Annotated in this window: 27 protein-coding genes; all 27 read left to right on the forward strand. The window is 64.5% G+C overall.

From position 1 onward, the window contains the following. Positions 1–137 precede the first annotated feature (137 nt). Positions 138–662 (forward strand): SRPBCC family protein, encoded by a 525-nt coding sequence (locus KRX52_RS06665; RefSeq protein WP_217680781.1) that lies wholly within the window; start codon positions 138–140, stop codon positions 660–662. A 75-nt stretch (positions 663–737) separates the two neighbouring features. Beyond that, on the forward strand, positions 738–1,064 hold the full coding sequence (locus KRX52_RS06670) for a putative quinol monooxygenase (RefSeq protein ID WP_217680783.1): 327 nt from the start codon (positions 738–740) through the stop codon (positions 1,062–1,064). 67 nt (positions 1,065–1,131) lie between these two features. Then, complete coding sequence (locus KRX52_RS06675; protein ID WP_217680785.1) at positions 1,132–1,875, forward strand: SDR family oxidoreductase; 744 nt, start codon at positions 1,132–1,134, stop codon at positions 1,873–1,875. A gap of 62 nt (positions 1,876–1,937) precedes the next feature. Next, positions 1,938–2,369, forward strand: coding sequence for a VOC family protein (locus KRX52_RS06680; protein WP_217680799.1), 432 nt, complete (start codon positions 1,938–1,940; stop codon positions 2,367–2,369). Positions 2,370–2,440: 71 nt separating this feature from the next. Further along, entirely contained in the window at positions 2,441–3,661 is a 1,221-nt protein-coding gene (locus tag KRX52_RS06685; protein WP_217680801.1) for an aromatic ring-hydroxylating oxygenase subunit alpha, read from the forward strand. A 329-nt stretch (positions 3,662–3,990) separates the two neighbouring features. Continuing rightward, positions 3,991–5,751: an FAD-dependent oxidoreductase gene (locus KRX52_RS06690; protein ID WP_217680803.1), complete on the forward strand. Its 1,761-nt coding sequence runs from the start codon at positions 3,991–3,993 to the stop codon at positions 5,749–5,751. Further along, the gene (locus KRX52_RS06695) at positions 5,751–6,149 is read left to right on the forward strand and encodes a hypothetical protein (RefSeq protein ID WP_217680805.1); all 399 of its coding nucleotides are present in this window, start codon (positions 5,751–5,753) and stop codon (positions 6,147–6,149) included. Before KRX52_RS06690 ends, KRX52_RS06695 begins: the two co-directional genes overlap by 1 nt. A gap of 127 nt (positions 6,150–6,276) precedes the next feature. After that, a complete protein-coding gene (locus KRX52_RS06700; RefSeq protein ID WP_217680807.1) occupies positions 6,277–7,662 on the forward strand; it encodes a DUF1329 domain-containing protein in 1,386 nt (461 codons plus the stop codon). A gap of 82 nt (positions 7,663–7,744) precedes the next feature. Continuing rightward, positions 7,745–8,260 carry a nuclear transport factor 2 family protein gene (locus KRX52_RS06705; protein WP_217680809.1) on the forward strand — a complete coding sequence of 172 codons (516 nt, stop codon included), beginning with the start codon at positions 7,745–7,747 and terminating at the stop codon, positions 8,258–8,260. A gap of 110 nt (positions 8,261–8,370) precedes the next feature. Beyond that, the gene (locus KRX52_RS06710; protein WP_217680811.1) at positions 8,371–9,768 is read left to right on the forward strand and encodes an aromatic ring-hydroxylating oxygenase subunit alpha; all 1,398 of its coding nucleotides are present in this window, start codon (positions 8,371–8,373) and stop codon (positions 9,766–9,768) included. Between the two features lie 38 nt (positions 9,769–9,806). Beyond that, positions 9,807–10,592 carry an SDR family oxidoreductase gene (locus KRX52_RS06715; protein WP_217680813.1) on the forward strand — a complete coding sequence of 262 codons (786 nt, stop codon included), beginning with the start codon at positions 9,807–9,809 and terminating at the stop codon, positions 10,590–10,592. Positions 10,593–10,669: 77 nt separating this feature from the next. Next, positions 10,670–11,188, forward strand: a complete 519-nt coding sequence (locus tag KRX52_RS06720; RefSeq protein ID WP_217680815.1) for a nuclear transport factor 2 family protein — start codon at positions 10,670–10,672, stop codon at positions 11,186–11,188. A gap of 28 nt (positions 11,189–11,216) precedes the next feature. Further along, on the forward strand, positions 11,217–11,546 hold the full coding sequence (locus KRX52_RS06725) for a Rieske (2Fe-2S) protein (RefSeq protein ID WP_217680824.1): 330 nt from the start codon (positions 11,217–11,219) through the stop codon (positions 11,544–11,546). Positions 11,547–11,588: 42 nt separating this feature from the next. Continuing rightward, complete coding sequence (locus tag KRX52_RS06730) at positions 11,589–13,016, forward strand: aromatic ring-hydroxylating oxygenase subunit alpha (RefSeq protein WP_217680826.1); 1,428 nt, start codon at positions 11,589–11,591, stop codon at positions 13,014–13,016. After that, positions 13,017–13,706 (forward strand): EthD domain-containing protein, encoded by a 690-nt coding sequence (locus KRX52_RS06735; protein WP_217680832.1) that lies wholly within the window; start codon positions 13,017–13,019, stop codon positions 13,704–13,706. It abuts the gene before it with no gap. Positions 13,707–13,708: 2 nt separating this feature from the next. Then, a complete protein-coding gene (locus KRX52_RS06740; RefSeq protein ID WP_217680834.1) occupies positions 13,709–14,533 on the forward strand; it encodes a sugar phosphate isomerase/epimerase family protein in 825 nt (274 codons plus the stop codon). Positions 14,534–14,583: 50 nt separating this feature from the next. Then, on the forward strand, positions 14,584–15,342 hold the full coding sequence (locus KRX52_RS06745; protein ID WP_217680836.1) for an SDR family NAD(P)-dependent oxidoreductase: 759 nt from the start codon (positions 14,584–14,586) through the stop codon (positions 15,340–15,342). A 134-nt stretch (positions 15,343–15,476) separates the two neighbouring features. Beyond that, entirely contained in the window at positions 15,477–15,935 is a 459-nt protein-coding gene (locus tag KRX52_RS06750; RefSeq protein WP_217680838.1) for a nuclear transport factor 2 family protein, read from the forward strand. Between the two features lie 95 nt (positions 15,936–16,030). After that, complete coding sequence (locus tag KRX52_RS06755) at positions 16,031–17,425, forward strand: aromatic ring-hydroxylating oxygenase subunit alpha (protein WP_217680840.1); 1,395 nt, start codon at positions 16,031–16,033, stop codon at positions 17,423–17,425. Between the two features lie 35 nt (positions 17,426–17,460). After that, positions 17,461–18,330: a sugar phosphate isomerase/epimerase family protein gene (locus tag KRX52_RS06760; protein WP_217680841.1), complete on the forward strand. Its 870-nt coding sequence runs from the start codon at positions 17,461–17,463 to the stop codon at positions 18,328–18,330. A 448-nt stretch (positions 18,331–18,778) separates the two neighbouring features. Beyond that, positions 18,779–19,879: an NADP-dependent oxidoreductase gene (locus tag KRX52_RS06765; protein WP_217680843.1), complete on the forward strand. Its 1,101-nt coding sequence runs from the start codon at positions 18,779–18,781 to the stop codon at positions 19,877–19,879. Further along, a complete protein-coding gene (locus tag KRX52_RS06770; protein ID WP_217680856.1) occupies positions 19,876–20,409 on the forward strand; it encodes a VOC family protein in 534 nt (177 codons plus the stop codon). Before KRX52_RS06765 ends, KRX52_RS06770 begins: the two co-directional genes overlap by 4 nt. Before the next feature lie 168 nt (positions 20,410–20,577). Beyond that, entirely contained in the window at positions 20,578–21,954 is a 1,377-nt protein-coding gene (locus KRX52_RS06775; RefSeq protein ID WP_217680864.1) for a DUF1329 domain-containing protein, read from the forward strand. A 90-nt stretch (positions 21,955–22,044) separates the two neighbouring features. Continuing rightward, the gene (locus tag KRX52_RS06780; protein WP_217680866.1) at positions 22,045–22,863 is read left to right on the forward strand and encodes an SDR family oxidoreductase; all 819 of its coding nucleotides are present in this window, start codon (positions 22,045–22,047) and stop codon (positions 22,861–22,863) included. Beyond that, complete coding sequence (locus tag KRX52_RS06785; protein WP_217680868.1) at positions 22,860–23,333, forward strand: SRPBCC family protein; 474 nt, start codon at positions 22,860–22,862, stop codon at positions 23,331–23,333. Before KRX52_RS06780 ends, KRX52_RS06785 begins: the two co-directional genes overlap by 4 nt. Before the next feature lie 190 nt (positions 23,334–23,523). Beyond that, entirely contained in the window at positions 23,524–24,510 is a 987-nt protein-coding gene (locus KRX52_RS06790; protein WP_217680870.1) for a thiamine pyrophosphate-dependent dehydrogenase E1 component subunit alpha, read from the forward strand. Continuing rightward, the gene (locus KRX52_RS06795; protein ID WP_217680872.1) at positions 24,507–25,502 is read left to right on the forward strand and encodes an alpha-ketoacid dehydrogenase subunit beta; all 996 of its coding nucleotides are present in this window, start codon (positions 24,507–24,509) and stop codon (positions 25,500–25,502) included. Before KRX52_RS06790 ends, KRX52_RS06795 begins: the two co-directional genes overlap by 4 nt. Positions 25,503–25,514 lie beyond the last annotated feature (12 nt).

Below are 25,514 nucleotides of genomic sequence, written 5' to 3' on the forward strand. Positions count from 1 at the left end.
TGCCACCCTAGCGTCGCTGCGCTCCGACTGCCCGGCCGGATGGCCGTGGAACAGGTGGCCGGATGTGCGTGGAATGCCCGGCCGGATAAGCGTGGACTGGGTGGCCGGATGGCGTGGAATCCGCACCGCTAGATGCCATGATGCGCGCCTGGGAACTGAATCCCGACGAATACGAAGGCCGTGCCGGTGAGGTGCGGGTGGCGCTGCAGAAGCAGAAGCGCAAGCTGGGCGAGGCGCGCGGCTACGCCCAGTACGCCAACCTCAACGACGATCAGCTGACCGACTACTACCACTACACCCTGTTCCCCAACATGTCTTTCACCATGGCCGCCGACTCTTACCAGATCCTGCGCCCGATGCCGCACCCGACCGATCCGGAGAAGTGCCTGTTCGACCACTGGTACTTCGTGCGTCCGGCCCATGGCGAGACCAAGGCCGCCACGCCGCTGGGCGAGTGGCCGATGGAAGCGGCCAAGCATGATGTCTTCAAACACGGCGAAAAATCCCTGGGCTGGGTCGCCGACCAGGACCTCAGCGTCGCGATCGCCCAGCAGAAGGGCTTCCATTCCCGCGGCTACAGCGACTCCTACCTGGCCAACCAGGAGGCCCGCGTGCGGCGCTACCACGAAGTGATCAACGACTACATCGCCGGCCGGATCTGATCCGGCCTCGGGTGGCATCCAGCGTGCGGGTGCCACCCGTTCCCTTCGAATAACGATAAGAATGAAGGATTGCGCATGGACACCATTGCCATCAGTGCCCGCATGGAAGTCGCTCCGCAGCGGGTCGATGACTACCTCGCTGCGGCGCAGGAGGTCATGACCCACACCCGCCGGGAGCCGGGTTGCCGCCACTATGCCTTTGCCCAGGACCTCCTGGCGCCCAATGTCATCTGGATCAGCGAGGAGTGGGACTCGGACGAGGCCCTGCAGCAACACTTCGCAACCCCGCACATCAATACCTTTCTCAAGCGCGTCGCTGATATCGAGCTGCTCGACATGACGGTGCGCAAGTATTCGATATCCGCCATCGACAGCATCACCCCGCCGCCAATCCGCGGCTGATCGCGACGACACTTCGTTCATTTCATCAAGCGCTCGGCGCAGGTGTCGCCGTGCCTGGAGGCAAGTCATGGGACGTGTAGCAGGGAAAGTTGTGCTGATTACCGGCGCGGCATCGGGGCTGGGCGCCGCCGATGCCAGGCTGTTGGCGCAGGAGGGTGCCCGTGTGGTGCTCACCGACGTCAACGAGGAGCTGGGGCGCGAGGTCGCTTCGAGCATCCCCGGAGCGCTGTTCCTAAAGCACGACGTGCGCGACGAGCTGCGCTGGAAGGAAGTGATCGCCGAGACCCTGGCGCATTTCGGTCGTCTCGATGTGCTGGTGAATAACGCCGGGGTGGTTATCTTCGGCGATGTTGAAAGCATCAGCCTGGAGCAGTACCGCTTCGTCAACGCGGTGATGTCCGAGGGCACCTTCCTCGGTTGTAAGCATGCCATCCCGGCGATGCACGCCAGTGGCGGCGGCTCGATCATCAACATCTCCTCGATTGGCGCGATCAAGGGCATCGGCGAGGTTTTCTCCTATGCCGCCGCCAAGGGCGCCATCCTGTCGATGACGCGCAGCGTGGCCATCCACTGCCAGGACAAGGGCTACAAGATCCGCTGCAACGCCATTCTCCCCGGCGGCCATGAGACGCCGATGACCGCTGCCGCGCTGCGCGATATCGACCCGGACAGCCATGCCCTGTCGCAGGTGAAGAAGGAGATGGGGCAGCCGGTCGATGTGGCCAACCTGGTGCTGTTCCTGGCCTCCGACGAGTCGCGCTACATCAACGGTACGCAGATGGTCATCGACAACGCTGAAACCATCAAATAAGCGCAGCGCCGGGAGCCCGGAAACCGGGCTTCCAGCAATTGAATTGCTGAGGGGAGACGTCCATGAGCCAAGCTTTCCATCATTTCGCCATTTCCACGCCCAACATGGAGCGGGCCGTTGCTTTCTACCGCGACCTGCTTGGTCTGGAAGAAATCAGTCGCACCAGCTGGCCGGCCGGAAGCCTGCAGATCAACCAGGTGCTCGGCCTGGAGGACTCCGCCGCGACCCAGGTCATGCTGCAGGGGCGCAATATCTGTCTGGAGCTGTTCCAGTTCAGCCTGCCCGAGACTCAGCCGGAGGAGGGCGAGCGCCCGGTGAATCGTCACGGCATCACCCATTTCTGCCTGGACGTGAAGGGTATCGATGAGCTGTACGAGCGCCTGCTGCAGGCGGGAGTGCGCTTCCATGCGCCACCGCAGCACCTAGGGACGGTGAAGGCGACCTATGCGCGCGACCCGGACGGCAATGTGTTCGAGTTGCAGGAAATCCTCTAGCAACTGGATTGGCTGATGCAGTCGCATCTGAAAATTGCCAACCCAAAACTTGTCAGCCAGGGACTGCAACTATGTCCGATCACGCCAGAACAACCCTGATCCGCACGGCCAGGGACATGCTCCACCGCCTGGACAGCCAGCAGATCGATCTGGCCCCAGACATTCTCAGCGTCGATGCCGATATCTATGTAAGCCCTGAACGCTTCGAGGCAGAGAAAAGACTGCTGTTTCGCCGCCTGCCATTGATGCTTGCCGCAAGTTGCGAGCTGGCCGAACCGAATAGTTACAAGGCCATGGAAATAGCCGGAGTGCCGGTCTTGCTGGTGCGCGGCGCGGATCGGCAGGTGCAGGCCTTTCTCAACAGCTGTACTCACCGCGGCAGCCAGTTGGCGGAAGGTTGCGGCAAGCGGGCACGGTTCACCTGCCCCTACCACGGCTGGACCTTTACCGCAGAAGGAAAGCTGCTCGCGGTGGCTTCAGCCAGATCCTACGGTGAAGTGGACAAGGGCAGCCTGGGGCTGAAGAGGCTGCCTGCCTGGGAAAGTGCCGGGCTGATCTGGGTGACCCTCGACCCGGGCTCCACTCTGGATACTCCCAGCTTCCTTGGCGGGGTGGACCAGCTACTGGAAGGGTTCCAGCTGGAGCGCTGGCAGCTCTATGACCAGCGCGTCTTGCCCGGAGCGAACTGGAAGTTGGCCTTCGATGCCCACATGGACTTCTACCACCTGCCTATCCTGCACAAGAACACCTTTGGCCCCGATATCAGCAATCTGGCCCAATATTACTTCCATGGCCCGCACCAGCGCCTGGGGCTGATGTCCAGCAATCCGGTTGAACAGGACGGCCTGCACAGCCTGAAAAACCTGCAGGAGAAGGAGTGGTCAACCGGGGCATTGCTGTTTGGCGAGTGGATTCTCTTCCCCAATGTCTCCCTGAACTGCTTCATTGCCGGCGAGCGGATCATGGTCATCTCCCAGGTGGTTCCCGGCGAAACGCCGGACTCCTCGCAGACCATCCAGACCTTCCTGACCGAGAGCCCGCCCACCGAGGCCAGCGAAGCGAAAGTGCGGGAGTTGGTCAGCTTCATCGGGCGCGTGGTTGGCGAGGAAGACCTGCCCATGTCGCGCCAGCAACAACGTGCGCTGTCCTCGGGGCTGATGCCCAAGGTGCAATTCGGCCGCAACGAGGTCGGTCTGCAGCAGTATTACCATTGGCTGGAGCAGGTGTTGGCCGCGTCCAGCGATGACGATCTCAACCGCCTTTTCTCCCAATTGGCACCGGTAACACCCTGAACAAGGCAAGATCGCTGCTGGAGCAGCCGTGAGCCTGGTGCGCGTGACTTCGCGGGCCCCATGGTTTGTCAGCTGCTGTCGAGCGCGAGGGTCTTGGTTACGTCTTGGGGGCGATCCGAGGGGGAGGCATGGGCGCACGTCGACTCTGGCGAGCCTGGCGCTCGGCTCGAAATCGCGGCGCTGTGCAGGCTGAGCGATGACTTCGCGGGACTGCACAACTAGGGCTTGATCCAGATCAAGGCAGAGGCTATCTTCAATAAAAACCATCGGGTTGGTTTTTTCTGATCCGAGAGAAGCTTCACACAGAACAACAAGAACGAGGCAAGTCGATGAGCAACGACAATCAAGACAACAATCTTTCCCGGCGCAAGCTGCTAATCGGCGCGGGCCTGGTTGCTGGTGCCGCCTCCACCCTCGGCCTGGCCAGCTCGGTACTGGCGGCTGGCGAGAAGTCTGCGCAGGGCGGCCCGGTCTGGGACATGGAAACCGACATCGTCTGTGTCGGCTCCGGCGCAGCGGCCTGCTCGGCTGCGGTCACCGCCACCTCGCTGGGCGCCAAGGTCATCGTCGTCGAGAAGATGCCGATGCCCGGCGGCACCACCGGCAAGTCCGGTGGTGTCACCTGGATTCCCAACAACAAGTTCATCGTCGCCCAAGGGGCGCAGGACAAGCGCGAAGACTGCCTGCGCTACATCGCCCGTTACGCCTATCCGGAAATGTACGCGGCGGATAGCGCGACCCTGGGCCTGCCGCAAGACGTCTTCCAGATGCTCGAAGCCTTCTACGACAACGGCTCGAAGATGGTCGAGTGGATGGAGAAGATCGATGCGATGCACTTCCGCCAGTTCAAGATGTGGGACGTGGATACCGCGCCGCCGGACTACGGTGACCACCTGGCAGAGAACAAGCTGAACAACATGCGCGCCATGGAACCGGCGTCCGGTGCCAGTTCCGCCGGCGGCGGCAACAGCCTGGCCTATCAGCTGGAGCAGTGGCTGACCAAGCGTGACGTGCCCTTCCTGCTCGAGCACCGGGCCGTTGGCGTGATCAAGGACGGCGACCGGGTGGTCGGCCTCGAGGTGGAGAATGCCGGCAAGACCCTGCGCATTCGTGCCCGCAAGGGCGTGATCTTCGGCTCCGGCGGCTTTGCCCACAACGTCGATCTGGTGCGTCTGCATCAGCCGGGGCTGTACGGCGCCTGTGCGGCGGCTGGCTCGACCGGCGACTTCATCACCATCGCCCAGCAGGCCGGGGCCAAGATGGGGCCGCTGGGCACCGCCTGGCGCTCGCCCGTGGTGCTGGAGCAGGCGCTGGAGAACCGCGCTGTCCCCCATGGCGTGTTCTTCGCGCCGGGCGACTCGATGATCCACGTGAACAAGTACGGCAAGCGCGTGATGAACGAGAAGCGCAACTACAACGACCGTACCCGTGCGCACTTCACCTTCGACCCGGTAAATGCCGAATACCCGAACCGCTTCATGTTCATGGTCTTCGACGATCGCACCCTGGACCGCTACGCCGGCGCCTTGCCGCTGCCGCTCGACAAGCGCGAGTCAAAGTGGCTGATCGAGGGCAGCAACCCCCAGGAGCTGACCGCCAACATCAAGAAGCGTCTGCAAAGCCTGGCCGGGAAGATCGGCAATCTGGCTTTGTCCGATGACTTCGCGCAGAACCTGGACGCCAGCATCGAGCGTTACAACAAGTTCGCCGAGGCGGGCCGTGACGAAGACTTCGATCGAGGCCTGCATGAATACGATCGGATCTGGAACAAGCTGTTCTCCCCGGTCAGCAAGAACGCCAAGTTCCCGGCCAACGACAAGCCCAACCCGACCATGTACCCCATCGATCGCAAAAGCACCCTGTATGCGGTGATCCTGGCGCCCGGAGCGCTCGACACCAATGCCGGGCCGGCGATCAACCCGAATGCTCAGGTGCTTTCGGCCAAGGGCGAGCCGATCCCGGGCCTATACGGCGCCGGCAACTGCATCGCCAGTCCGTCGGGGCCGGCTTACCTGGGCGCGGGTGGCACCATCGGCCTGGCCATGACCTTCGGCTATCTGGCCGCCCGGCATGCCGCGGGGCAAGCCTGATGAACGCCATGGGCAGAGGGTTGCTGGCGCTGCTGGCGCTGGGCTTGCCCTGCGCCAGCCTTCACGCGGCGGAGGAGGTCAGTTTCTCCAAGGCGGTGGCGCCGATTTTCCGGGTCCAGTGCGCCACCTGTCACATGAATGGCGATGAGCCGGGAGGCATGAAGTTGTATCCCTCGGCGGCCTACCAGAGCCTGGTCGGCGTGGCGTCGGCGGGTAGCCCGTTGCAAAGGGTGGCGCCCGGTGCGCCGGAGCAGAGCTACCTGCTGCACAAGCTGCAGGGAACGCATCTGAATGTCGGCGGTGCGGGTGTGCAGATGCCCTTTGGCCAGCCGCCGCTGGCGGAGGACAGTTTGCAACTGATTCGCCTGTGGGTCGAGCAGGGGGCGAAGAACAACTGAGGCTGTGAGAAGGGACCTCGCTATCCCGGCGTAATCTCGGCGACCGCCGAGAAGCCTTGCCGCTGGGCTAGTGGGGTCGATGGTAAACACGAGTAACCACCATACAAGAACAATGAAGGGGTAGCTTATGAAAGGTTTTGCCAAGCATGCGGTGCTGCTGTGTGCCGTAAGTGCTGCCAACGCGAGCTGGGCAGCGCTCAGTCCGGAGGAAATCACCAAGTTGGGCAACGAGCTGACGCCCTGGGGCGCCATCAAGGGCGCCAATGCCGACGGCAGCATTCCCGCCTATACCGGTGGCATCAAGCCGCCGGCCAGCTACGATCCGTCCAAGCCGGGCATCCGCCCAGACCCCTTCGCCGACGAGAAGCCGCTTTTCAGCGTGACTGCCGCCAACCTTGCCGAGCACGGGGACAAGGTGACCGAAGGCTTCAAGGAAATGCTCAAGAAGTACCCGAGCTTTCGCATGGATGTCTACCCGACCCATCGTACGGCCAAGTACCCGGATTACGTCGTCCAGAACACGCTGAAGAATGCCGCGACCTGCGCCCTGGCCGAAAACCTCCTGCAACTGGCCGGCACCTGCTACGGCGGGGTGCCGTTCCCGATTCCGAAGAACGGTTCCGAAGTCATGTGGAACCGTACCCTGAAGTACGATCAGTTCGCCTATTACTCGCCGGCGCAACTGTCCACGCTGGTGGACTCCACCGGACGGAAGATCCAGACCGGCGGCTTCGCCTACTGGCAGACCTTCCCGCACTACGATCCGGCGCGCACCACGCCGATCGGCCCCGAAGACATGCTCGAATACGGCCGCGTCGACTGGACCGCGCCGGCGCGCAAGGCGGGCGAGAAACTGGTCCTCCACGATTCGGTCGACATGCTGGAAGTGGGGCGCCGGGCCTGGTCCTACCTGCCGGGCCAACGCCGCGTGAAGCTGTCCCCGGACGTTGCCTATGACACGCCGAGCCCGGCCGGTGGTGGCGTGGGCACCGTCGACGACACCCAGGTGTTCTATGGCGCCCAGGATCGCTACGACTACAAGCTGGTGGGCAAGAAGGAAATGTACATTCCGTACAACACCTTCAAATTGCACGATCCGCAGAAGTGCTCGGACGACCAGGTGTTCACCCCCAACCACCTGAATCCGGACTGCGTGCGTTGGGAGAAGCACCGGGTATGGGTGGTCGAGGCTACCCTCAAGCCGGGCAAGCGCCACGTCTATCCCAAGCGTACCTTCTACTGGGACGAGGATATCCCTGCCGTCGGCATGGCTGACAACTACGACGATGCCGGCAAGATCTACCGGGTGACCCAGGCCAACTACTACCCCTTCTACGAAACCACCGGCCACAACCCGCATGAGTTCGTGGTGCATGACATGACCAGCGGCGCCTATGTACGCCAGGCCTACACCCAGGCCGGCAAGGGCATGATGGTGGTGACCAAGCCGGAAGAGGCCAAGCCCTCCGGTTTCTACCAGGCCAACAGCCTGACCAACAGCGGTGTTCGCTGAATCTTGACCTCGACAATCTGAAGGGCAGGGTGGACCGGGAAGGCGCTAGCGCCTTCCCGGTCTCGCCACAGGAGGAGGCTTCATGAACGAGAGCGGATTGCAGCAACTCGACAGCCTGCGCGCCGAGTTGGCCGACTTGACCGCGCGCCGCGATATCCAGCAGGCGCTGAACGACTACATGCGTGGCCAGGACCGCCTGCTGCCCGAACTGCAGCGCCAGGCCTTCCACGAGGATGGCTGGGTCGACTGCGGCCTGTTCGCCGGCCGGGCGTGGGAGTTCGTCGACTTCGCCCAGGGCTTCCTGGCTCAGTGCGATGCCAGCCAGCACCTGATCGGCCAGGTGGACATCACGCTGGACGGCAAGCGCGCGCAGGGCGAGGTGTACTTCATCGCCCACCACCGGACGACGGAGAAGGGCGAGAAGTTCGACCTGTTCGTCGCCGGCCGCTATCACGACGAGTACGAGGACCGTGGCGCCGGCTGGAAGATTTCCCGGCGCAAGGAGATCGTCGATTGGGCGCGGACCGACCCGGCTGCCGACAGTTTCCTCAGGGAGCAGACGTCTCTGCACCTGGCGCGGCGGGGCGAGGCCGGATAGCGGTTGCAGTTTTCTTCAGGTCACATTAAAACAGAATTGTTTGTCTTGATTTGAGGCCGCAAGGCGCTCACAAAGCGGCACCTCTATAAAAATAATCACGGAGGTCGAACATGAATAAAGCGCTGCATCTGGCGCCGGGTGAGGCTCGCTGTCCTGGAGCCAGTACCGCCGACATCATCGCTTCGGACGGCGACCACGCGCCGGCCCATCTCACCGATCCGTCCTATCGCTTTCTGGGCGACGCGGACATTCCCTTCGAGCACTACACCTCCCGCGACTTCTTCGCTCTCGAGCAGAAGAAGCTGTGGAGCCGCGTCTGGCAGTGGGCCTGCCGCGTAGAGGACATTCCCGAGCCGGGCGACTACTACGTCTACGAGATCGTCGAGAAGTCGGTGCTGGTGGTGCGCACCCAGGATGGCAGCATCAAGGCCTATCCCAATGCCTGCCTGCACCGTGGCACCCAGCTGAAGCCGGCCGGCTCCTGCGGTCGCTCGAAGGAGCTGCGCTGCCCGTTCCACGGCTTCACCTGGTCGCTGGAGGGCGAGCTGACCGACGTGCCCTGTCGCTGGGACTTCCCCCACATGGACGATGAGAACTTCCGCCTGCCGGAACTCAAGGTCGAGACCTGGGGTGGTTTCGTCTTCATCAACTTCGACACCAATGCCGCGCCGCTGGCCGAGCATCTGGGCATCCTCCCCGAGCATTTCGCCCAGTGGGACCTTTCCGAGAAGTTTGTCGCCCTGCATGTGCGCAAGCTGTTGCCGGCCAACTGGAAAGCCTGCCTGGAAGCGTTCCTGGAATCCTTCCATGTGCTGGAAACCCATCCCCAGGGCGTGCTGACCGTCGGCGATGCCAATACCCAGTACGACATCTACGGCGACACGGTGTCGCGCTTCGTCCACCTGGTCGGCTTTCCCAGCCCGCACCTGAAGGAAACCTTTACCCAGCAGCAGCTGCTCGACGCGTTGCTGGCCGAAGGCGTGGTGGAGGGCGTGGGCGGCGAGGGTTCCAAGCTGCTGGTGCCGGAAGGCAGCACGGCCCGCAAGGTGTTCGCCGAACATATCCAGGCGACCCTGGGCAAGGCCTATGGCAAGGATCTGTCGCACCTGAGCATCTCGGAAACCATCGACGCCATCGAGTACTGCCTGTTTCCGAATACCTGCTTCTTCCCGTCGCTGCTGTTCCCGATGGTCTACCGCTTCCGCCCCAACGGCAACGATGTGGACTCCTGCATCTTCGACCTGTTGTACCTGCAGCCGGTATCCGACTCGGGCGAGCGCCCGGATCCGGCCGAGCCGGTGGAGCTGGATTTCGAGCAGTCCTTCCATGAGGTGCCGGGGCTGGATCCTGGCCTGGCGACCATCTACGACCAGGACACCGGCAACCTGATCGCCCAGCAGCGCGGCTTCAAGTCCAGCACCAAGCCGGGCGAGACCCTGGGGAACTATCAGGAAATTCGTATCCGCCAGCTGCACCAGACGTTGGTCAAGTACCTGACTGCCGAGTGAGGCAGTCGTCCGTTCTCCAATTTCGAACCGAGGTGGACATGCAACGTATCAAGGACAAGGTGGCGCTGGTGACCGGCGCCGCATCGGGTATCGGCGCGGGGATCGCCCGACTGTTCGTCGCGGAAGGCGCCAAGGTGCTGCTGACCGACATCAACTGCGCCGCCGGCGAGGCCCTGGCCGATGAGCTCGGCCCCAATGCGGCTTTCGCCAGGCTGGATGTGACTGACGACGCCGACTGGAGCCGAGTGCTGGCCGATCTGGAGCAGCGCTGGGGGCCGCTGGACATCTTGGTGCAGAGCGCCGGCATCTCCTACCCGGCGCACATCGAGGCCGCCACCCTGGACGACTGGGACCGGCACATGGCCGTGCACGCGCGCGGTGCCTTCCTCGGCTGCAAGCACGCGGTAGCCAGCATGAAGAAGAATCGCTCCGGCTCGATCGTCAACATCTCCACCGTGGAAAGCATCCGCCCCGGTCCGCTGTTCGTCTGCTATGGCGCCGCCAAGGCTGCGCAGGATGCGGTGACCAAGACCGTGGCGCTGCACTGCGGCGAGCAGGGCTACAACATCCGCTGCAACTCGGTGCACCCGGCGGCGACCCGCACGCCCAACCTGCAGCAGTACCTGGACGCTTCCGACGATCCGGCCCGCCTGGAGGCAATCTATGGCGGCATGCAGCCCCTGAACCGCATCGCCGAAGTCAGCGAGATCGCCGCCGCGGTGCTGTTCCTCGCCAGCGACGAGGCCAGCTTCGTGACCGGGCACCAGATGTACGTTGACGGTGGCGTACTGGCCAAACCCTATCCGGCGGGCGAGGGGGCCTGAGTGCCCGGGGTGGAAAGTGGCCGCAGCGCTTTCCACCCGCTTGGCGCCGCGCAACCGGACTATCTGAAGGAAATGCGATGAATCTCGAACAGATGCAAATCCAGCTGGAAACCCTGCAGGCCAAGCAGGACCTGCACGAGCTGGTCGCCAACTACTGCACCGGCGTCGATCGCCGCGACCGGTCGCTGCTGGAGTCGCTGTGGTGGCCGGAGGCGACCATGGACTTCGGTCTGTTCGTCGGCCCGGCAGCGCAGTTCTGCGAGCTGATCTGCGCCGACAACCCGGCCGTGGAGATCACCTGGCATTTCACCAGCAACGAGACGTTCGAGATCGACGGCGACCGCGCCAGCGGCCGTGCCTACGTGATCGGCATGAGCGCTCTGGCGGGTGACGACAAACCCACCCAGCACATCGCCGCCGGTCGCTATCTCGATCAGTACGAGCGGCGCGGCGGTGTCTGGAAATTCAGCAAGCGCCTGTTCGTGCTCGACCTCAACTTCAACGAGTCCAGCAGCGCGATCTGGGACAAGGGCATCGGCGCCGCCGTGACCCGCGGCAGGTCCGATCGGGACGACGTTTCCTATTCCTTCGCCTGAGTGCTTTCAGTTCCAAGGGGAGAAACCCATGAGCCAATTCCATCACGTGCTGGATTGCGCCGATCTGCCGGCTGGCAAGAGCCAGGCCGTGGACATCGCCGGCCTCAGCGTCCTGGTGTGCAACGTCAACAACGAATACTTCGCCGTGGAGAACCGCTGCACCCACCAGGGCGCGGAGCTTGAGGGCGGGCGGATCCGCAACGGCATGATCGCCTGCCCGCTGCACGGGGTGCTGTTCGACGTGCGCACCGGTTGCGGCAAGGGGCCGCTGGGGCGGGTGCCGCTGCGTACCTTCGCCCTGCAGGTGGTTGACGGGCGCATCGAGGTCAGCCAGGAAGCCGCGGCCGTACCGGCCTGACCACCCGCTCTGGACTAGATAACAAGAACAATAGGTGAATCCATGAACAGCAAGATCAAGATGCCCCTGATTCCCGGCGAATATGCCGGCCTGCAACCCGGCGAGGCGCGCTGCCCCGGGCCCAGCGTGCAGGACATCATCGCCAGCGACGCGCTTCCCGCCCCCGAAGTGCTGCGCAGCAGCAACTATGAGTTCATCGGCGACAGCGACATTCCCTACCAGCGCTATACCTCGCCGGCTTTCTTCCAGCAGGAGCTGGACAGCCTGTGGCCCAAGGTCTGGCAATGGGCCTGCCGTCTCGAGCACATTCCCCAGGTCGGCGACTACTACGTCTACGAACTCGGCCCGTATTCGTTCCTGATCGTCAACACGCCCAAGGGCATCAAGGCCTACTACAACTCCTGCCTGCACCGTGGCACCAAGCTGCGTTCGGAAGAGGGCATGGGCTGCGCCCAGGAGCTGCGCTGCCCCTACCACGGCTGGACCTGGACCCTGGAGGGCGAGATTTCCCGGGTGCCCTGCGCCTGGGACTTCCCCCATGTGAACCCGGAGAGCTACCGTCTGCCGCAGGTACGGGTCGAGACCTGGGGCGGCTTCGTGTTCATCAACATGGACGAGAACGCCAAGCCCCTGCACGAGTACATGGAAGTCATGCCCGAGCATTTCCGCAACTGGGACCTCGAGCAGCGCTTCACCGAACTGCACATGGCCAAGGTGCTGCCGTGCAACTGGAAGACGGCGCTGGAAGCCTTCCTCGAGTCCTACCATGTGGTGGAGACCCATCCGCAGCTGCTGCAGGGCACCGGGGATGCCAACGTCCAGTACGACCTGTACGGCGATCACGTCACCCGCTTCTACGCGGTCGGCGGGGTCAGCAGCCCGCACCTCGAGCAGCCGCTCAGCGAGCAGGAGCTGGTCAACTCCATGCTGGTGGGCGATCGCACGGTGATCAATGACGAGCTCACCGTGCAGCCCGGGGAAACCGCGCGCATCGTGATGGCGCGCTACCTGCGCAAGATCCTCGGCGACAAATACCAGGTCGACCTGAGCCAGGTGTCCGACGCCGAGATGATCGATACCATCGAGTACCACCTGTTCCCCAACATGGTGCTGTTCCCGGGCGTTTCGCTGCCCATGGTCTATCGTTTCCGCCCGCTGGGCACCGATGTCGACCGCTGCCTGTTCGAAATCCTGTTCCTGCGTCCGCTGGCCGAGGGCCAGGAGCGGCCCGATGCGCCGGAAGTGGCGATGGTCGCCGAGGAGGAGTCCTACGACGTGGTGCCCGGCATGGACCCGTACCTGGCTCATGTCTATGACCAGGACACCGCCAACCTGCGCGCCCAGCAGCAGGGCTTCAAGGCCTCGAAAAAGCAGGGCGAAACCCTGGGCAACTATCAGGAAGCGCGCATCCGCCATTTCCACCGCACCCTGGACCGTTACCTGGCCCGCGGCGGCCGCGGGGAAGGCTGAATGGATGCGCTCAAGGTGGTCAGCTTCCTCAACCGGCGGGCGGATTTCAGCCTGCCGGCCTTCAGCGAATACTGGCGCACTATCCACCGGGCGCATGCCCTGACGCTGGTCGAGGCCGGTTTCATGCAGGGCTACGTGCAGAACCATGCGGTCGCGGCGGAACTCGACGGCCTGCCGGCCATGGCCGACGGTTCACCCGAGCTGTGGATCGATGGTATCGACACCCTCGAGCGGCTGATCGGCAGTCGCGAGTACCAGGAGGGTGCCGGGCCGGACGAGGCGAATTTCGTCACGCCGCCGGTGCTCGCCTGCGTCACCCATGAGCGAATCGTGCAGGAGGCGCGGGAGCCCTCGGCCATGCCGGGGGCGATCAAGCTGATGCTGGTGGTCAGTCGTGACCACCAGGCGAGCGCGGCGGATTTTCGCGAGCGCTGGCTGCGCGGTGACGGCGGGCCGCTGCTGGCGGGCCGCCCGCTGCGCCTGACGCGCCAGGCCGTGGTGGAAACCGCTGCGTCCGCTGCCTTCGACGGCGTCGAATGTAGCTGGTGGCCGGATCTCGAAACGCTGCGCGAGGCGTGGCAGCGGCGTGATCCCGCGGCGGGCCGCGCGCTGGTCGCTGGCGATTCGCTGCGCGGTCTGCTGGTCCGCGAGGAGGTGGTGGTGCCGCCTCCGCGGCCAGGTGGAGGCTAGCCATGCCGACCACGCCGCTCGCCCTGCATCACTTCACCCTGTGTGACGTCTCTCCTCTGGAGCTGGTGCCGATCGCGGCAGAGGTAGGGTGCGCAGGCGTCTGCCTGTTCGTCGAGTCGCCGCCTGGCTTCGGCTTTCCGCTGGTGACACCCGCGATGCGCGGCGAGTTGCTCGCCCGGCTGCGCGACCACGGGGTGCGGGTGACCAACCTGGAGTTCTTTTCCCTGACCGAGGGGGTGGACCTCGACGCCTTCCGCCCGGCGCTGGCACTCGGCGCCGAGCTGGGGGCGCGGCTGGCGGTGACCCACATCCATGATCCCGACCCACTGCGCGCCACCGACTGCCTCGGACGTTTCGCCGAGCTGGCCGGCGAATACGGCCTGCAGCTCGGCCTGGAATTCATGGCCCTGACGCCGGGCTGCATGTCGCTGGCCGCGGCAACCGGCTTCGTCGAACGGGTCGGCCGCGCCAACCTCGGCATCGGCGTCGACGCGCTGCACCTCGCGCGCAGCGGCGGTACGCCGGCCGAGGTCGCCGCGCTGGCTCCCAACCTGATCGCCTATGCCCAGCTCTGCGACGGGCCGCTACTGCCCGCGGGAGTCGCTGCGCTGGATCCGGCGCGTTATGCCGAAGAAGCCATCAACCGCCTGCCGCCGGGGCAGGGGGTGTTTCCCCTGGCGCAACTGCTCCGGGCGCTGCCGCCGGCCGCTGCGCTGGATGTCGAGGTGCCCATGCCGCGGCTGGCCGCGCAGGGCGTTTCAGCTGTACAGCGAGCACGCCTCGCCGTTGAGGGGGCTCGCAATCTTGTCGACGCATTGACGCGTTAGACGACCAACCGCAATAACAACAAAAAAGGTGCAACGAGATGACAGCACGCGTGCTTGAAGGAAAGGTAGCCATCGTCACCGGCGCGGCCATGGGCATGGGCGCAGCCACGGCGCAGTTGTTCGCCGAAGCGGGCGCCAAGGTGGTGGTGGCGGACATGAACGAGGACATGGGCCTCACCCTGGTCGCCGAGATCGAGCGGGCCGGTGGCCAGGCGCTGTTCCAGCGCTGCAACGTAGCGGTTGCGGCGGACGTGGATGCGCTGGTGCAGGCGACCGTGGCGCATTTCGGTCGACTGGACGTGGCCGTCAACAACGCGGCAGTGTCGCCCGATACCAAGCTGCTCTCGGAGATGGACGAGGACGAGTTCGACAGGGTGATCGCGGTGGATCTGAAGGGCGTTGCGCTCTGTCTGAAGTTCGAGTTGTCGCAGATGATCCGTCAGGGCGGCGGCGGGGCGATCGTCAATATCGGCTCGGTCAGCTCGTTCCGTCCGCAGCCGAACAACGGCGTCTACGTGGCGGCCAAACATGGGGTGGTCGGCCTGAGCAAGGTGGCGGCCATCGAGAACGGCGTGCACGGCATCCGCGTCAACACCGTCGCTCCGGGCGCCATTGACACCCCGATGCTGCGTGGCGCACTGGAGCGCATGGGCTGCAGCGAGGCCGAATTTGCCCCGGTACTCAGCCTGCTCGGCCGCTTCGGCCAGCCGCGCGAGGTGGCTCAGGCGAGCCTCTGGCTGGCCTCCGAGCAGGCGTCCTACGTCACCGGCACCACCATCCACGTGGATGCCGGCTATACCAACCGTTAAGCAAGCCACAGGAGTGCGCGCCCGCTCTGCGCGGCGCCGCTTCGTCTTTGCGCTCTGCTGGTAGCCGGGCTACCGGCAGACGACCCCAAGTGGCCGGAGGCCTCTGGCCACGAAAGCCACAATGGAGAGACTCAATGTCCAGCCTTGAACAACGCGTGCGCCTCATCGAAGACCGTCAGGCTCTGCAGGACCTGTTTCATGGCTATCTGTTTGCCGTGGACTCGCTGACGGACCTCGACGGCATGCTCAGCCTGTTCACCGAGGACGTCAGCTTCGATCTGCGCGAAATCGGCTTGCCCTGCCTGAAGGGGCACGATGGGCTGCGCCAGTTCTTTGCCGACGTGTTCGGTTACATGTCCCACCACGCCCACTACGGCACCAACTTCACGGTTCGCCATCTCGACGCCGATACGGCCTCGGCGTGGGCCTACGTCATCGGCTCGGGCGTGCGTGACGGCGTCCAGGTAACCCTGCACGTCAAATACTTCCTCGACTACTTGCGGACCCCGGCGGGCTGGAAGATCTGCCGCTTCTCCGAAGCGCCGATCCTGCCGATGCCGGATTCGCTCACTCAGGTCCATCGCAGTCACTGATCGTTGATCCGCGCCCCGTGCGGCAGGTTGCTGCACAGGGCGCGCAGCACGATAAACAACTCCGCCAGAACAACAACAAGAAGAGGACGTGTGCAGTGAACGATCAGAACCTGATTGCCCGCTGTCCAGCCATGAGCGTGCGCGATGTGCTGGATGCCGATGGCGACATCGACGCCCAACCGGAAACCTACCGGACCGAGTCGTACCGTTTTCTCGGTGACGAGGATCTGCCCTACGAGCGCTACACCAGTCCGGCATTCTTCCAGCGCGAGATGGACTGCATGTGGCCCCGCGTCTGGCAGTGGGCCTGCCGCGAGGAGCACATCCCGGAGCCGGGCGACTACTACGTCTACGACATCGGCCCCTATTCGCTGATCGTCACGCGCATGCAGGACGGCGGCATCAAGGCCTTCTTCAACTCCTGCCTGCACCGTGGCACCAAGCTCAAGCCGTCGGGGACCCAGGGGCGCAGCCGGGAGCTGTCCTGTCCGTTCCACGGCTGGACCTGGGCGCTGGATGGCTCGCTGGCCAAGCTGCCCTGCCAGTGGGATTTCCCTCATGTCGACAAGGAGAAATTCAGCCTGCCGGAGGCGCGAGTCGGCACCTGGGGCGGCTTCGTGTTCGTCAACATGGACCCGGACGCCATGCCGCTTGAGGAGTATCTGGCGCCGCTGCCGGAACATGCGCGCAGCGCGGCCTTCGCGGAGCGTTACATCTCCGTGCATGTGGAGAAGGAGTTGCCGTGCAACTGGAAGGTGGCGCAGGAGGCCTTCATGGAGGCCTATCACCTGCTGGCCACCCATCCGCAGCTGCTGATTTCCAGCGGTGACATCAACACCCAGTACGACATCTATAGCGACTACGTGAACCGCCACATCAGTCTGGTGGGCGTGGCCAGTCCCAACCTGAGCGAGCCGGTGGCGCAGCAGGACATCCTCGATGCCATGGTGCTGGGCGACCGCGAGGCAGTGGGCGAGCGTCTCGAGGTGCCGCCCGGCGACAATGCCCGGCGAGTGATGGCGCAGTACTTCAAGGACTTGGTGCGGGAAACCTGCGGGCTCGACATGGACGGCCGCAGCACCTCGGAAATGATCGACACGGTGGAGTATCTGGTGTTTCCCAACTCCTGCTTCTTCCTTGCCTTGTCCTTCCCGGTGTTCTTCCGCTTCCGCCCGCTGGGCATGGACCCGAACCGGGCGCTGTTCGACCTGATGATCATGCCGACGGTGCCCCGCTCCGGCGAGCGCCCCGAGCCGGCGGAACCCTTCCGCCTGAAGGCCGAGGAGTCGTACACCACCGCGCCCGGTATCGACCAGGCGCTGGGCCACGTGTTCGACCAGGACACCGGCAACATGGAGGCCCAGCAGCAGGGTTTCCTCACCTCGCGCAAGAAGGGCGCGACGCTGGGCAACTACCAGGAGGTGCGCATCCGCCACCTGCACCAGACGCTGGACAAGTTCCTGGCCATGCCGCCGTTCGAGAGCCAGTGAGCACGGACGCCGAACGCTATCGGAAGGAGGGGAAAATGAAGCAATCACCAAGACTGCTGGCGTCCTGCTGGACGCTGGCCGGCGACGTGGTGCCGCTGGCCGGGAGCATGGTCAGTCCGCGGGATTTCCGCGCGCGCGCCGAGGCGGCGGGCAGGGCCGGTTATGTGGGCATGGGGCTGTACGTCGACGACCTCATTGCGGTGCGCCAGCGCTACGACGACGCACAGATCCGCCAGATCCTGGCCGACAACGGCCTGCGCTATCTGGAGCTCGAGGTGCTGATGGACTGGTTCGCCGACGGCGAGAGGCGCGCGGCCTCCGACCGGACCCGCCGGCTGCTGCTGGATGTCGCGCAGCGGCTCGGCGCCCACCACATCAAGGTGGTCGGTGACATGAGCGGCGATGACTGGCCGCTGGAGCGCATGGCCGAGAGTTTCCGCGGGCTTTGCCGCGAGGCCGCCGCGGTCGGCGTGCAGATCGTCATCGAGATCATGCCCACCTCCAACATCCGCGACCTGCCGACGGCCATCGCCATCGCCGCGGCGGCAGAGGAGGGCAATGGTGGTCTGCTGCTGGACATCTGGCACTTCGCCCGGGGTGGCATCCCCTTCGAGGACATCGCCAGCATTCCGCCTCGGCTGATCAAGCACATCGAGCTGGACGACGCGGATCGGGAGCAGATCGGCACCCTGCTGGAGGACCAGATCTTCCGCCGGCGCCTGCCCGGCGAGGGCGCCCTTGATGTACCGCGCTTTCTCCGCTGCGTCCAAGCGACGGGCTACGATGGCCTGTACGGCATCGAGATCGTCTCCGATGCGCAGCGTGCCCTGCCATTGGAGCAGGCCGCGCGCCTGCCCGTCGAGACGACGCTCCGGCAGTTCGACCTGGTGCATGCCGGACGGTGACTGAGGACTCGGCCCGATGGACCAGCGGCTGCGGCTTGTGGTCCATTTGGCCCGCAAGTCGCCAACCCGGAACAACGCATTCTCCACTGCCGCCTACGGCGGATTCACGCCGGATGGGGCAGCGCAGCGGCTGGGCGTCTTAAGCCGCCCGTCGCGGCACGTTGTGCATCCCAAAAATCGTCAATGAATCCCTTGAAAGAAGCGGAGGCACTGGTTATTTTAAATAAAAACGTACATGTTGGTTTTTAAATATAACAATAACGACGAGCCGAATTCATGACCTTCCCGTCCGTGGCCTCAACACGCTCTTCCATGCTCCAGCCAGAGGCGCCGCCATCGCGGCCGAATCACCGGGTCACCCGTTGACTGACTCCGGCGCCTTGCGCTGCCCGGGCTCGGCCAGCTACTGCCTATAGCGAATGACAACAACAAGAAGGAGCGAGAGAGCATGCCCGAATTACGCAATCGCAGCTGGATTCTGCAGAAGCGCCCCGAGGGTCTGGTGACCCTGGCCGATATCGAGCTGCGCGAGGAGCCGCTGCGCCCGCTGCAGGCCGGTGAGGTGCTGATCCGCAACCACTATCTGTCCATCGACCCGGCCATCCGCGACTGGATGTCCGAGCGGCCGAGTTACCTGCCTTCGATTCCCCTGGGCGAGGTGGTGCGCAGCACCAGCCTCGGCGAGGTGATCGACAGCCGCCATCCGGCATTCAAGGCCGGCGACCTGGCCGTCGGCGTCAACGGCTGGGAGGACTACTCCATCGCCAGGGGCGAGCAGCTGATGCCTGTGCAGCCCATGCCCGGCGAGGCGGAGCAGTACTTTCTCAGCATCTACGGCGCGGTGGGCCTGACCGCCTACTTCGGCTTTCTGGAGAAGGGGCGGCCGCAGCCAGGCGAGACCGTGCTGGTCAGCGCTGCTGGTGGCGCGGTGGGTTCCCTGGTGGGGCAGATCGCCAGGCTCAAGGGCTGCCGCGCCGTGGGCCTCGCCGGCTCCGAGGAAAAGTGCCGCTGGATCGTCGACGAGCTGGGCTTCGATGCGGCGATCAACTACCGCACCAGCGCCAATCTTGAGGAGGCCATTCGCGAGGCCTGTCCGGAGGGTGTGGACGTCTACTTCGACAACGTCGGCGGCGAGGTGCTGGACGCCACGCTGATGAACCTCAACAAGAACGCCCGCATCGTTTTCTGCGGCGCCATCTCGGGCTACAACAGCCAGCAGCCCGTGCCGGGGCCGTACAACTTCTGGCAGATCCTCGCCCGCACGGTGACGCTGGAAGGTTTTCTCGTCTCGGACTACTTCGAGCGCTTCCCCGAGGCCATCGCCCAGGTCCGCCAGTGGCTGGCGGAGGGCAAGATCACGTTCCGCGAGCAGGTCGTCGACGGCCTGGAGCACTGCCTGGACACCTTCAATCTGCTGTTCGAGGGCGCCAACACCGGCAAGCTGATCGTCAGGCTCGCCCCGACGGCTGAGGCCGGGGTGCGCGGCAATTCGCTGAGTCATGCAACCGAGGCGTCCGTATCGGCCGCTGTACTGGAGGAGACACGATGAGCACGCTGAAAAACGCACTGTCCGGGCTGGGCACGATCATGCAGCTGGCATGGGTGCCGAAGGATTTCGATGCGGCACTGCGCTACTGGACCGAGACCATGGGCGTCGGCCCGTTCTTCCACCTCAAGCATATCCAGACCGAGGCCACGCATTACCGCGGCCAGCCGATCGATCTGGATTTCTCGGTGGCGATCGCCTACTGGGGCGACATGCAGATCGAGCTGATCCAGCAGCACAACGACGCGCCCTCGATCTACAAGACCTGGCTCGATGCCGGCCGTGAGGGCATGCATCACGTCTGCCTGATGGTGGACAGCATGGAGCAGGCGCGCGCTACCTGCCGCGCAGCGGGGGCGCAGGTGATGCAGGAGGTCTGGTTGCCGGGCGGGGGCGAGGCGATCTACGTGGACGGCGGCGGCGGGCTGATCGAACTGATCGATTTCCCCAAGGAAAACTACGCCTTCTTCGACCTGATGAAGAGCGCGGCGGCGCAATGGGATGGCTCCAATCCGCTCCGCGTCGTCGATTGATCGACGGCGGCAAGGGCACTGAGTGGGTCCCGTGGGCGTCTCCGGGGAGTCTTGCGATCGCTCCGGTGTGCCCCGCAAACAAGGTTTCACCGTGGTAAGTGTCAGGCAGGCGCCGGAGCAAGGCGTTGCTCGACACGCATAAATAACAAAAACCAGGAGTAGCACCACATGAAGCAATTGATGCGTAATGTCGTGGCAATCGCCGTGGCCGGAGGCTGTGCGGCCTTGGCTCAGGCCGCAGCGACCCCGGAGCAGATCAGCCAGATCGGCAAGACTTACACGCCCTGGGGGGCGGAGCAGGCGGGCAATGCCGACGGCAGCATCCCGGCCTATACCGGCCCGATCAAGCCGCCAGCCAGCTACGACCCGAAGAACCCAGGTATCCGCCCCGATCCGTTCGCCAATGAGAAGCCGCTGTTTTCCATCTCCGGGCAGAATCTGACCCAGTACGCGGACAAGCTCACCGAGGGCATGCAGGCCTTGCTGCGCAAGTACCCGACCTTCCGCATGGACATCTATCCGTCCCACCGCACGGCGGCCTATCCCGAATACTTCCAGCAAAACGCCATCAAGAACGCCAGCGCATGCAAGACCAAGAATGACGAGCTGGGCCTTGAGGGCTGCTACGGCGGAACCCCGTTCCCGTTCCCGAAGACCGGCAATGAGGTCATGTGGAACCGCTTGCTGAAGTTCGACCAGTTTGCCTTTGAAACCCGCGCCTTCACCACCAGCCTGGTCGATACGCGCGGCACTCGCACGGTCACTGGCGTGTCGAGCATGCAGATCCAGTATCCGATCTTCGATCCCCAGCGTACCGGGCCGATCGGCGACAAGGATATCTACGAGATGCTGCGCGTCGACTTCCTCGACCCGGCGCGCAAGAACGGCGAGAAGATCGTCGTGCACGACTCCATCGACATGGTGGATCAAGGTCGCCGCGCCTGGCAGTACCTGCCCGGACAACGCCGCGTCAAGCTGGCGCCCGACATTGCCTATGACACGCCGAGCCCAACCAGCGGTGGTGTGACAACGACCGATGAGCTGGCGATCTTCTACGGGGCGCTGGATCGCTACAACTTCAAGCTGCACGGCAAGAAGGAGATGTACATCCCCTACAACACCTACAAGATCCGCGACCCGAACGTGTGCCCCGATACGCTGGGCGAAGGCACCAAGAACCACCTGAATCCGGACTGCATGCGCTGGGAACTGCACCGGGTCTGGGTCGTCGAGGCGACGCTGAAGGAAGGCCAGCGCCATATCTATCCGCGCCGCATGATCTATCTGGACGAGGATCTGTACAGCGTGGGCATCAGCGACAACTTCGACCGCGCCGGACAGATCTACCGGGTTAACCATAGCCTGCCGATCACCTTCTACGAGGGTACCGGCCACATGACCGACGAGGCGGTCACCCATGATCTGGCCACCGGTGCCTACCACCGTCAGCAGAACGCGACCATGGGCGGCGGCTGGGTGGTGACTGCACCGCGTCCCGACAACTACTTCAGTCCTGCCGCCATGACTGGCGGCGGCATCCGCTAACGCGCGCGAGCCGTTTGGCCGCTGTGGTCTGCGCACCGCACGGAGTCCCGTGCGGTGCCGATCAAACAAAACAATGACAAGAGGCTGGTTATGCAAACCTCCAACAAGCTGGCAGGCAAGGTTGCGGTGGTACTCGGCGCGGCCGGGCGCGACAACATGGGGCAGGTCATCGCCCGTCGCTTTCGGGATGAAGGCGCCACGGTGATCGTCGCCGGCCGCCACGGCGACGAGCTGGCGCGCCTGGCTGACGAGATCGGCGGCTATCCCAAGACCTGCGACATCACCGATCGGCAGCAGGTATTCGACCTGTTCGCCTTTGCCAGGGACAAGGGCGGGCGCGTGGATATCGCGGTCAACGCCACGGGCTGGGGCCTGCTCCGCCCGTTCCTGGAAACCAGTGCGGATGAGCTGCGGCGGATGAGCGAGCTGCAGTTCGTCGGCCCCTTCCAGTTCTGCCAGGCCGCCGTCGAAGCGATGGAGCAGGGTGGCTCGATCATCCAGATCAGCTCGGCGACCGCCACCATCATGTTCCACGATCACGCGGCCTACATGGGCACCAAGGCGGGCACTGACCACGTGATCCGTTGCGTGGCCAACGAGTTCGGCGAGCGCGGCATTCGCGCCAACTCCATCTCGCCGGGGGTTACCGACACGCCGATGACCGCCGCCGCCAAGGAAGTGCCGGGACTGTTCGAGGCCTTCGTCGCGGGGTATCCGCTGCAGCGGATCGGCACTAGCGAAGACATCGCCGCCGCCGCCGTCTGGCTGGCCAGCGACGAATGCTTCATGACCGGGCAGAACCTGCAGGTCAACGGCGGGCTCACCCTGCGCCGCAACCCGATGAAGCACGAGATCGAGGCGTCCGTTCAGGCCGCCGCCCAGGCGCTTGCACAGGAGCAGACGGTATGAGCCCGACCAATACCCAACAGATCACCACCAGTCACGAATTCGATGCTCCCGCTGACGTGCTCTGGGCGCTGCTGGAGGATTTCGCCCAGATCGAGCGCTGGTGGCCGCGGGACGAGCCGGCGGTAAGCATTCAGCGCGTCGAACTGGAGGGGGAGGGCATCGGCCTGATTCGCCACATCTACAACCATGGCTTTCCCGCCCCGGTCAGTGAGCGCCTGGACTTCCAGGACCCGGACAACTTGGTCTATCGGCTTTCCATCGTCGGCGAGCGTCCTGCCGGCCTGCTCAGCTACCAGGCCACCGGGCGCATCGAGCGCCTGCCTGGGGAGCGCTCGCAGCTGCACTACTGCGGCGAGTTCACCACTGAACCCGGCCGCGAGGCGGAGGCTGAGGCCTTCCTCAGAGGGGCCTACGCCCTGATGTTCAAGGGCTTGGCCCAGACCTCGGCACGGGAGACAGCCGTCAGCTGAACCCGTGGCAGAGGAGTCGTCGCGGGCCGCGCGGTGGATTGGCAGAAAAAAACAGCTTAGGGCTTGCTCAATCGTGGAGCCCTCTATATCTTTAAAAACAATCCTGTCGGTTTTAAGCTGAATCCGTCAGCTACAGCCGCGGCCCCAGACACAACAAAGACAACAAACAGCTCACCTGGGCGAGGTAACCATGAAAGACCCCAAGACCCCCGATGCGGCGGTATTGCTGGAGATCTACCGCAAGGCCCATCTGATCAAGACCGCCGATGACCGCTTCATCGAGCTGATCAAGGCCGGCCAGATCGCCTCTCCGTACTATTCGACGCGTGGCCAGGAGCTGATTCCGGCGGCGGTGTCGGTCAACCTGCGCGCTGACGACTACGTCATCACCACCTACCGCGGCATCCACGACCAACTGGCCAAGGGCATTCCGTTGCGCCCCTTCGTCGCCGAGTTCATGGGCCGGGCGACCGGCACCTGCAAGGGCAAGGGCGGGCCGATGCACATCACCCACCTGGCTTCCGGCCTTCCGGTGACCACCGGGGTGGTTGGCTCCGGTCTGCCGATTGCCAACGGCCTGGCCTGGGCGGCGCAGCTGAAGAAAACCGGCCAGGTCACCGTGTGCAACTTCGGCGATGGCGCCAGCAACATCGGGGCCTTCCACGAGGCGCTCAACCTGGCCTCGGTGTGGAAGCTGCCGGTGGTGTTCGTCTGTCAGAACAACGGCTACGCCGAGCACACCAAGTACGAATACGGCACCGGCGCGCATGCAATCGTCGATCGTGCCATCGGCTACGGCATGCACGGCATCCAGTGCAACGGCAACGACGCGGTGGAGATGTGGGGAGCTGCCCACGAGGCCATCGAGCGCGCCCGCAGCGGCCAGGGTCCGACCCTGATCGAAGCCAAGACCTTCCGCTTCCGTGGCCACCTGCTGGGCGATGACAGTCACTACATCGGCAAGGAAGAAATGGCCGCGGCCATCGCCGCCGACCCGATGCCGGCGCTGCGCGCCTGGCTGATTGAGCAGGGCCATGCCAGCGATCTGCACCTGGCGGACATCGAGAACACCAACCGCGAACAATTCGAGGATGCCGTCCAGTTCGGTCTGGCCAGTCCTTACCCCGACGTTTCCGAGCTGCAGCTGGACGTCTATGCCGAGGAGGTCCGCGCATGAGCGAAGTCAAGGCACGTCGAATGAACATGTCGCAGGCCATCGCCATGGCCATGTACGACGCCATGGAGCTGGATTCCAGCGTGATCGCCCTCGGCGAGGACATCGCCGACCCGCAGGGCGGCGGGGTGTTCAAGTGCACCTCCGGGCTGTCGGACCGCTTCGGCACCGAGCGGGTGCGCTCCACGCCGATCGCCGAGCAGGCCATCATGGGCGCCGCCGTGGGCGCTGCGCTGGCCGGCATGCGCCCGGTCGCCGAGATCATGTTGATGAACTTCATCACCGTGGCCATGGACCAGGTGGTCAACCACGCCGCCAAGCTGCGCTTCATGACCGGCGGGCAGACCCATGTGCCGCTGACCATCCGCACCGCCACCGGCGCCGGCTTCGGTACCGGCGGCCAGCATGCCGACTACCTCGAGGCCTGGTTCGCCCACACCGCCGGCATCAAGGTGGTGGCGCCGTCGACCCCGGCGGACGCCTATGGCCTGCTGCTGTCGTGCATCTTCGACGACGATCCCTGCCTGTTCGTCGAAAGCCTGCCGCTGTACTTCGCCATGGGCGACGCCCCAGTGTCCGGCCAGCGTATCCCGCTGGGCAAGGCCAAGGTGGTCCGCGAGGGCAGCGACGTCACCGTGGTCAGCTACAGCCGCACCATGGTCGAGGTGCAGGCCGTGGCCAAGGAGCTGGAGAAGCGCGACATCTCGGTTGAGGTCATCGACCTGCGCAGCATCGTGCCGCTGGACATGGACACCGTGCTGGCCTCGGTGGCCAAGACCGGTCGCCTGGTGGTGGCCCATGAGGCCCAGGTGGACTTCGGCGTCGGTGCCGAGATCGCCACCCGCGTGCACCGCGAGCTGTTCGGCCAATTGCGCGCGCCGGTCGGCCGCGTCGGTGCGGCACGCTCGCCGGTGCCGTTCTCCAAGGCCCTGGAAGACGCCTTCATTCCTACCAAGCAGCGCATCACCGCTGCGATTCTCGAAACCCTTCGTTAACGATAAGGATGG

Origin of the sequence: Geopseudomonas aromaticivorans (assembly GCF_019097855.1) — a bacterium.
Lineage (GTDB): Bacteria > Pseudomonadota > Gammaproteobacteria > Pseudomonadales > Pseudomonadaceae > Geopseudomonas > Geopseudomonas aromaticivorans.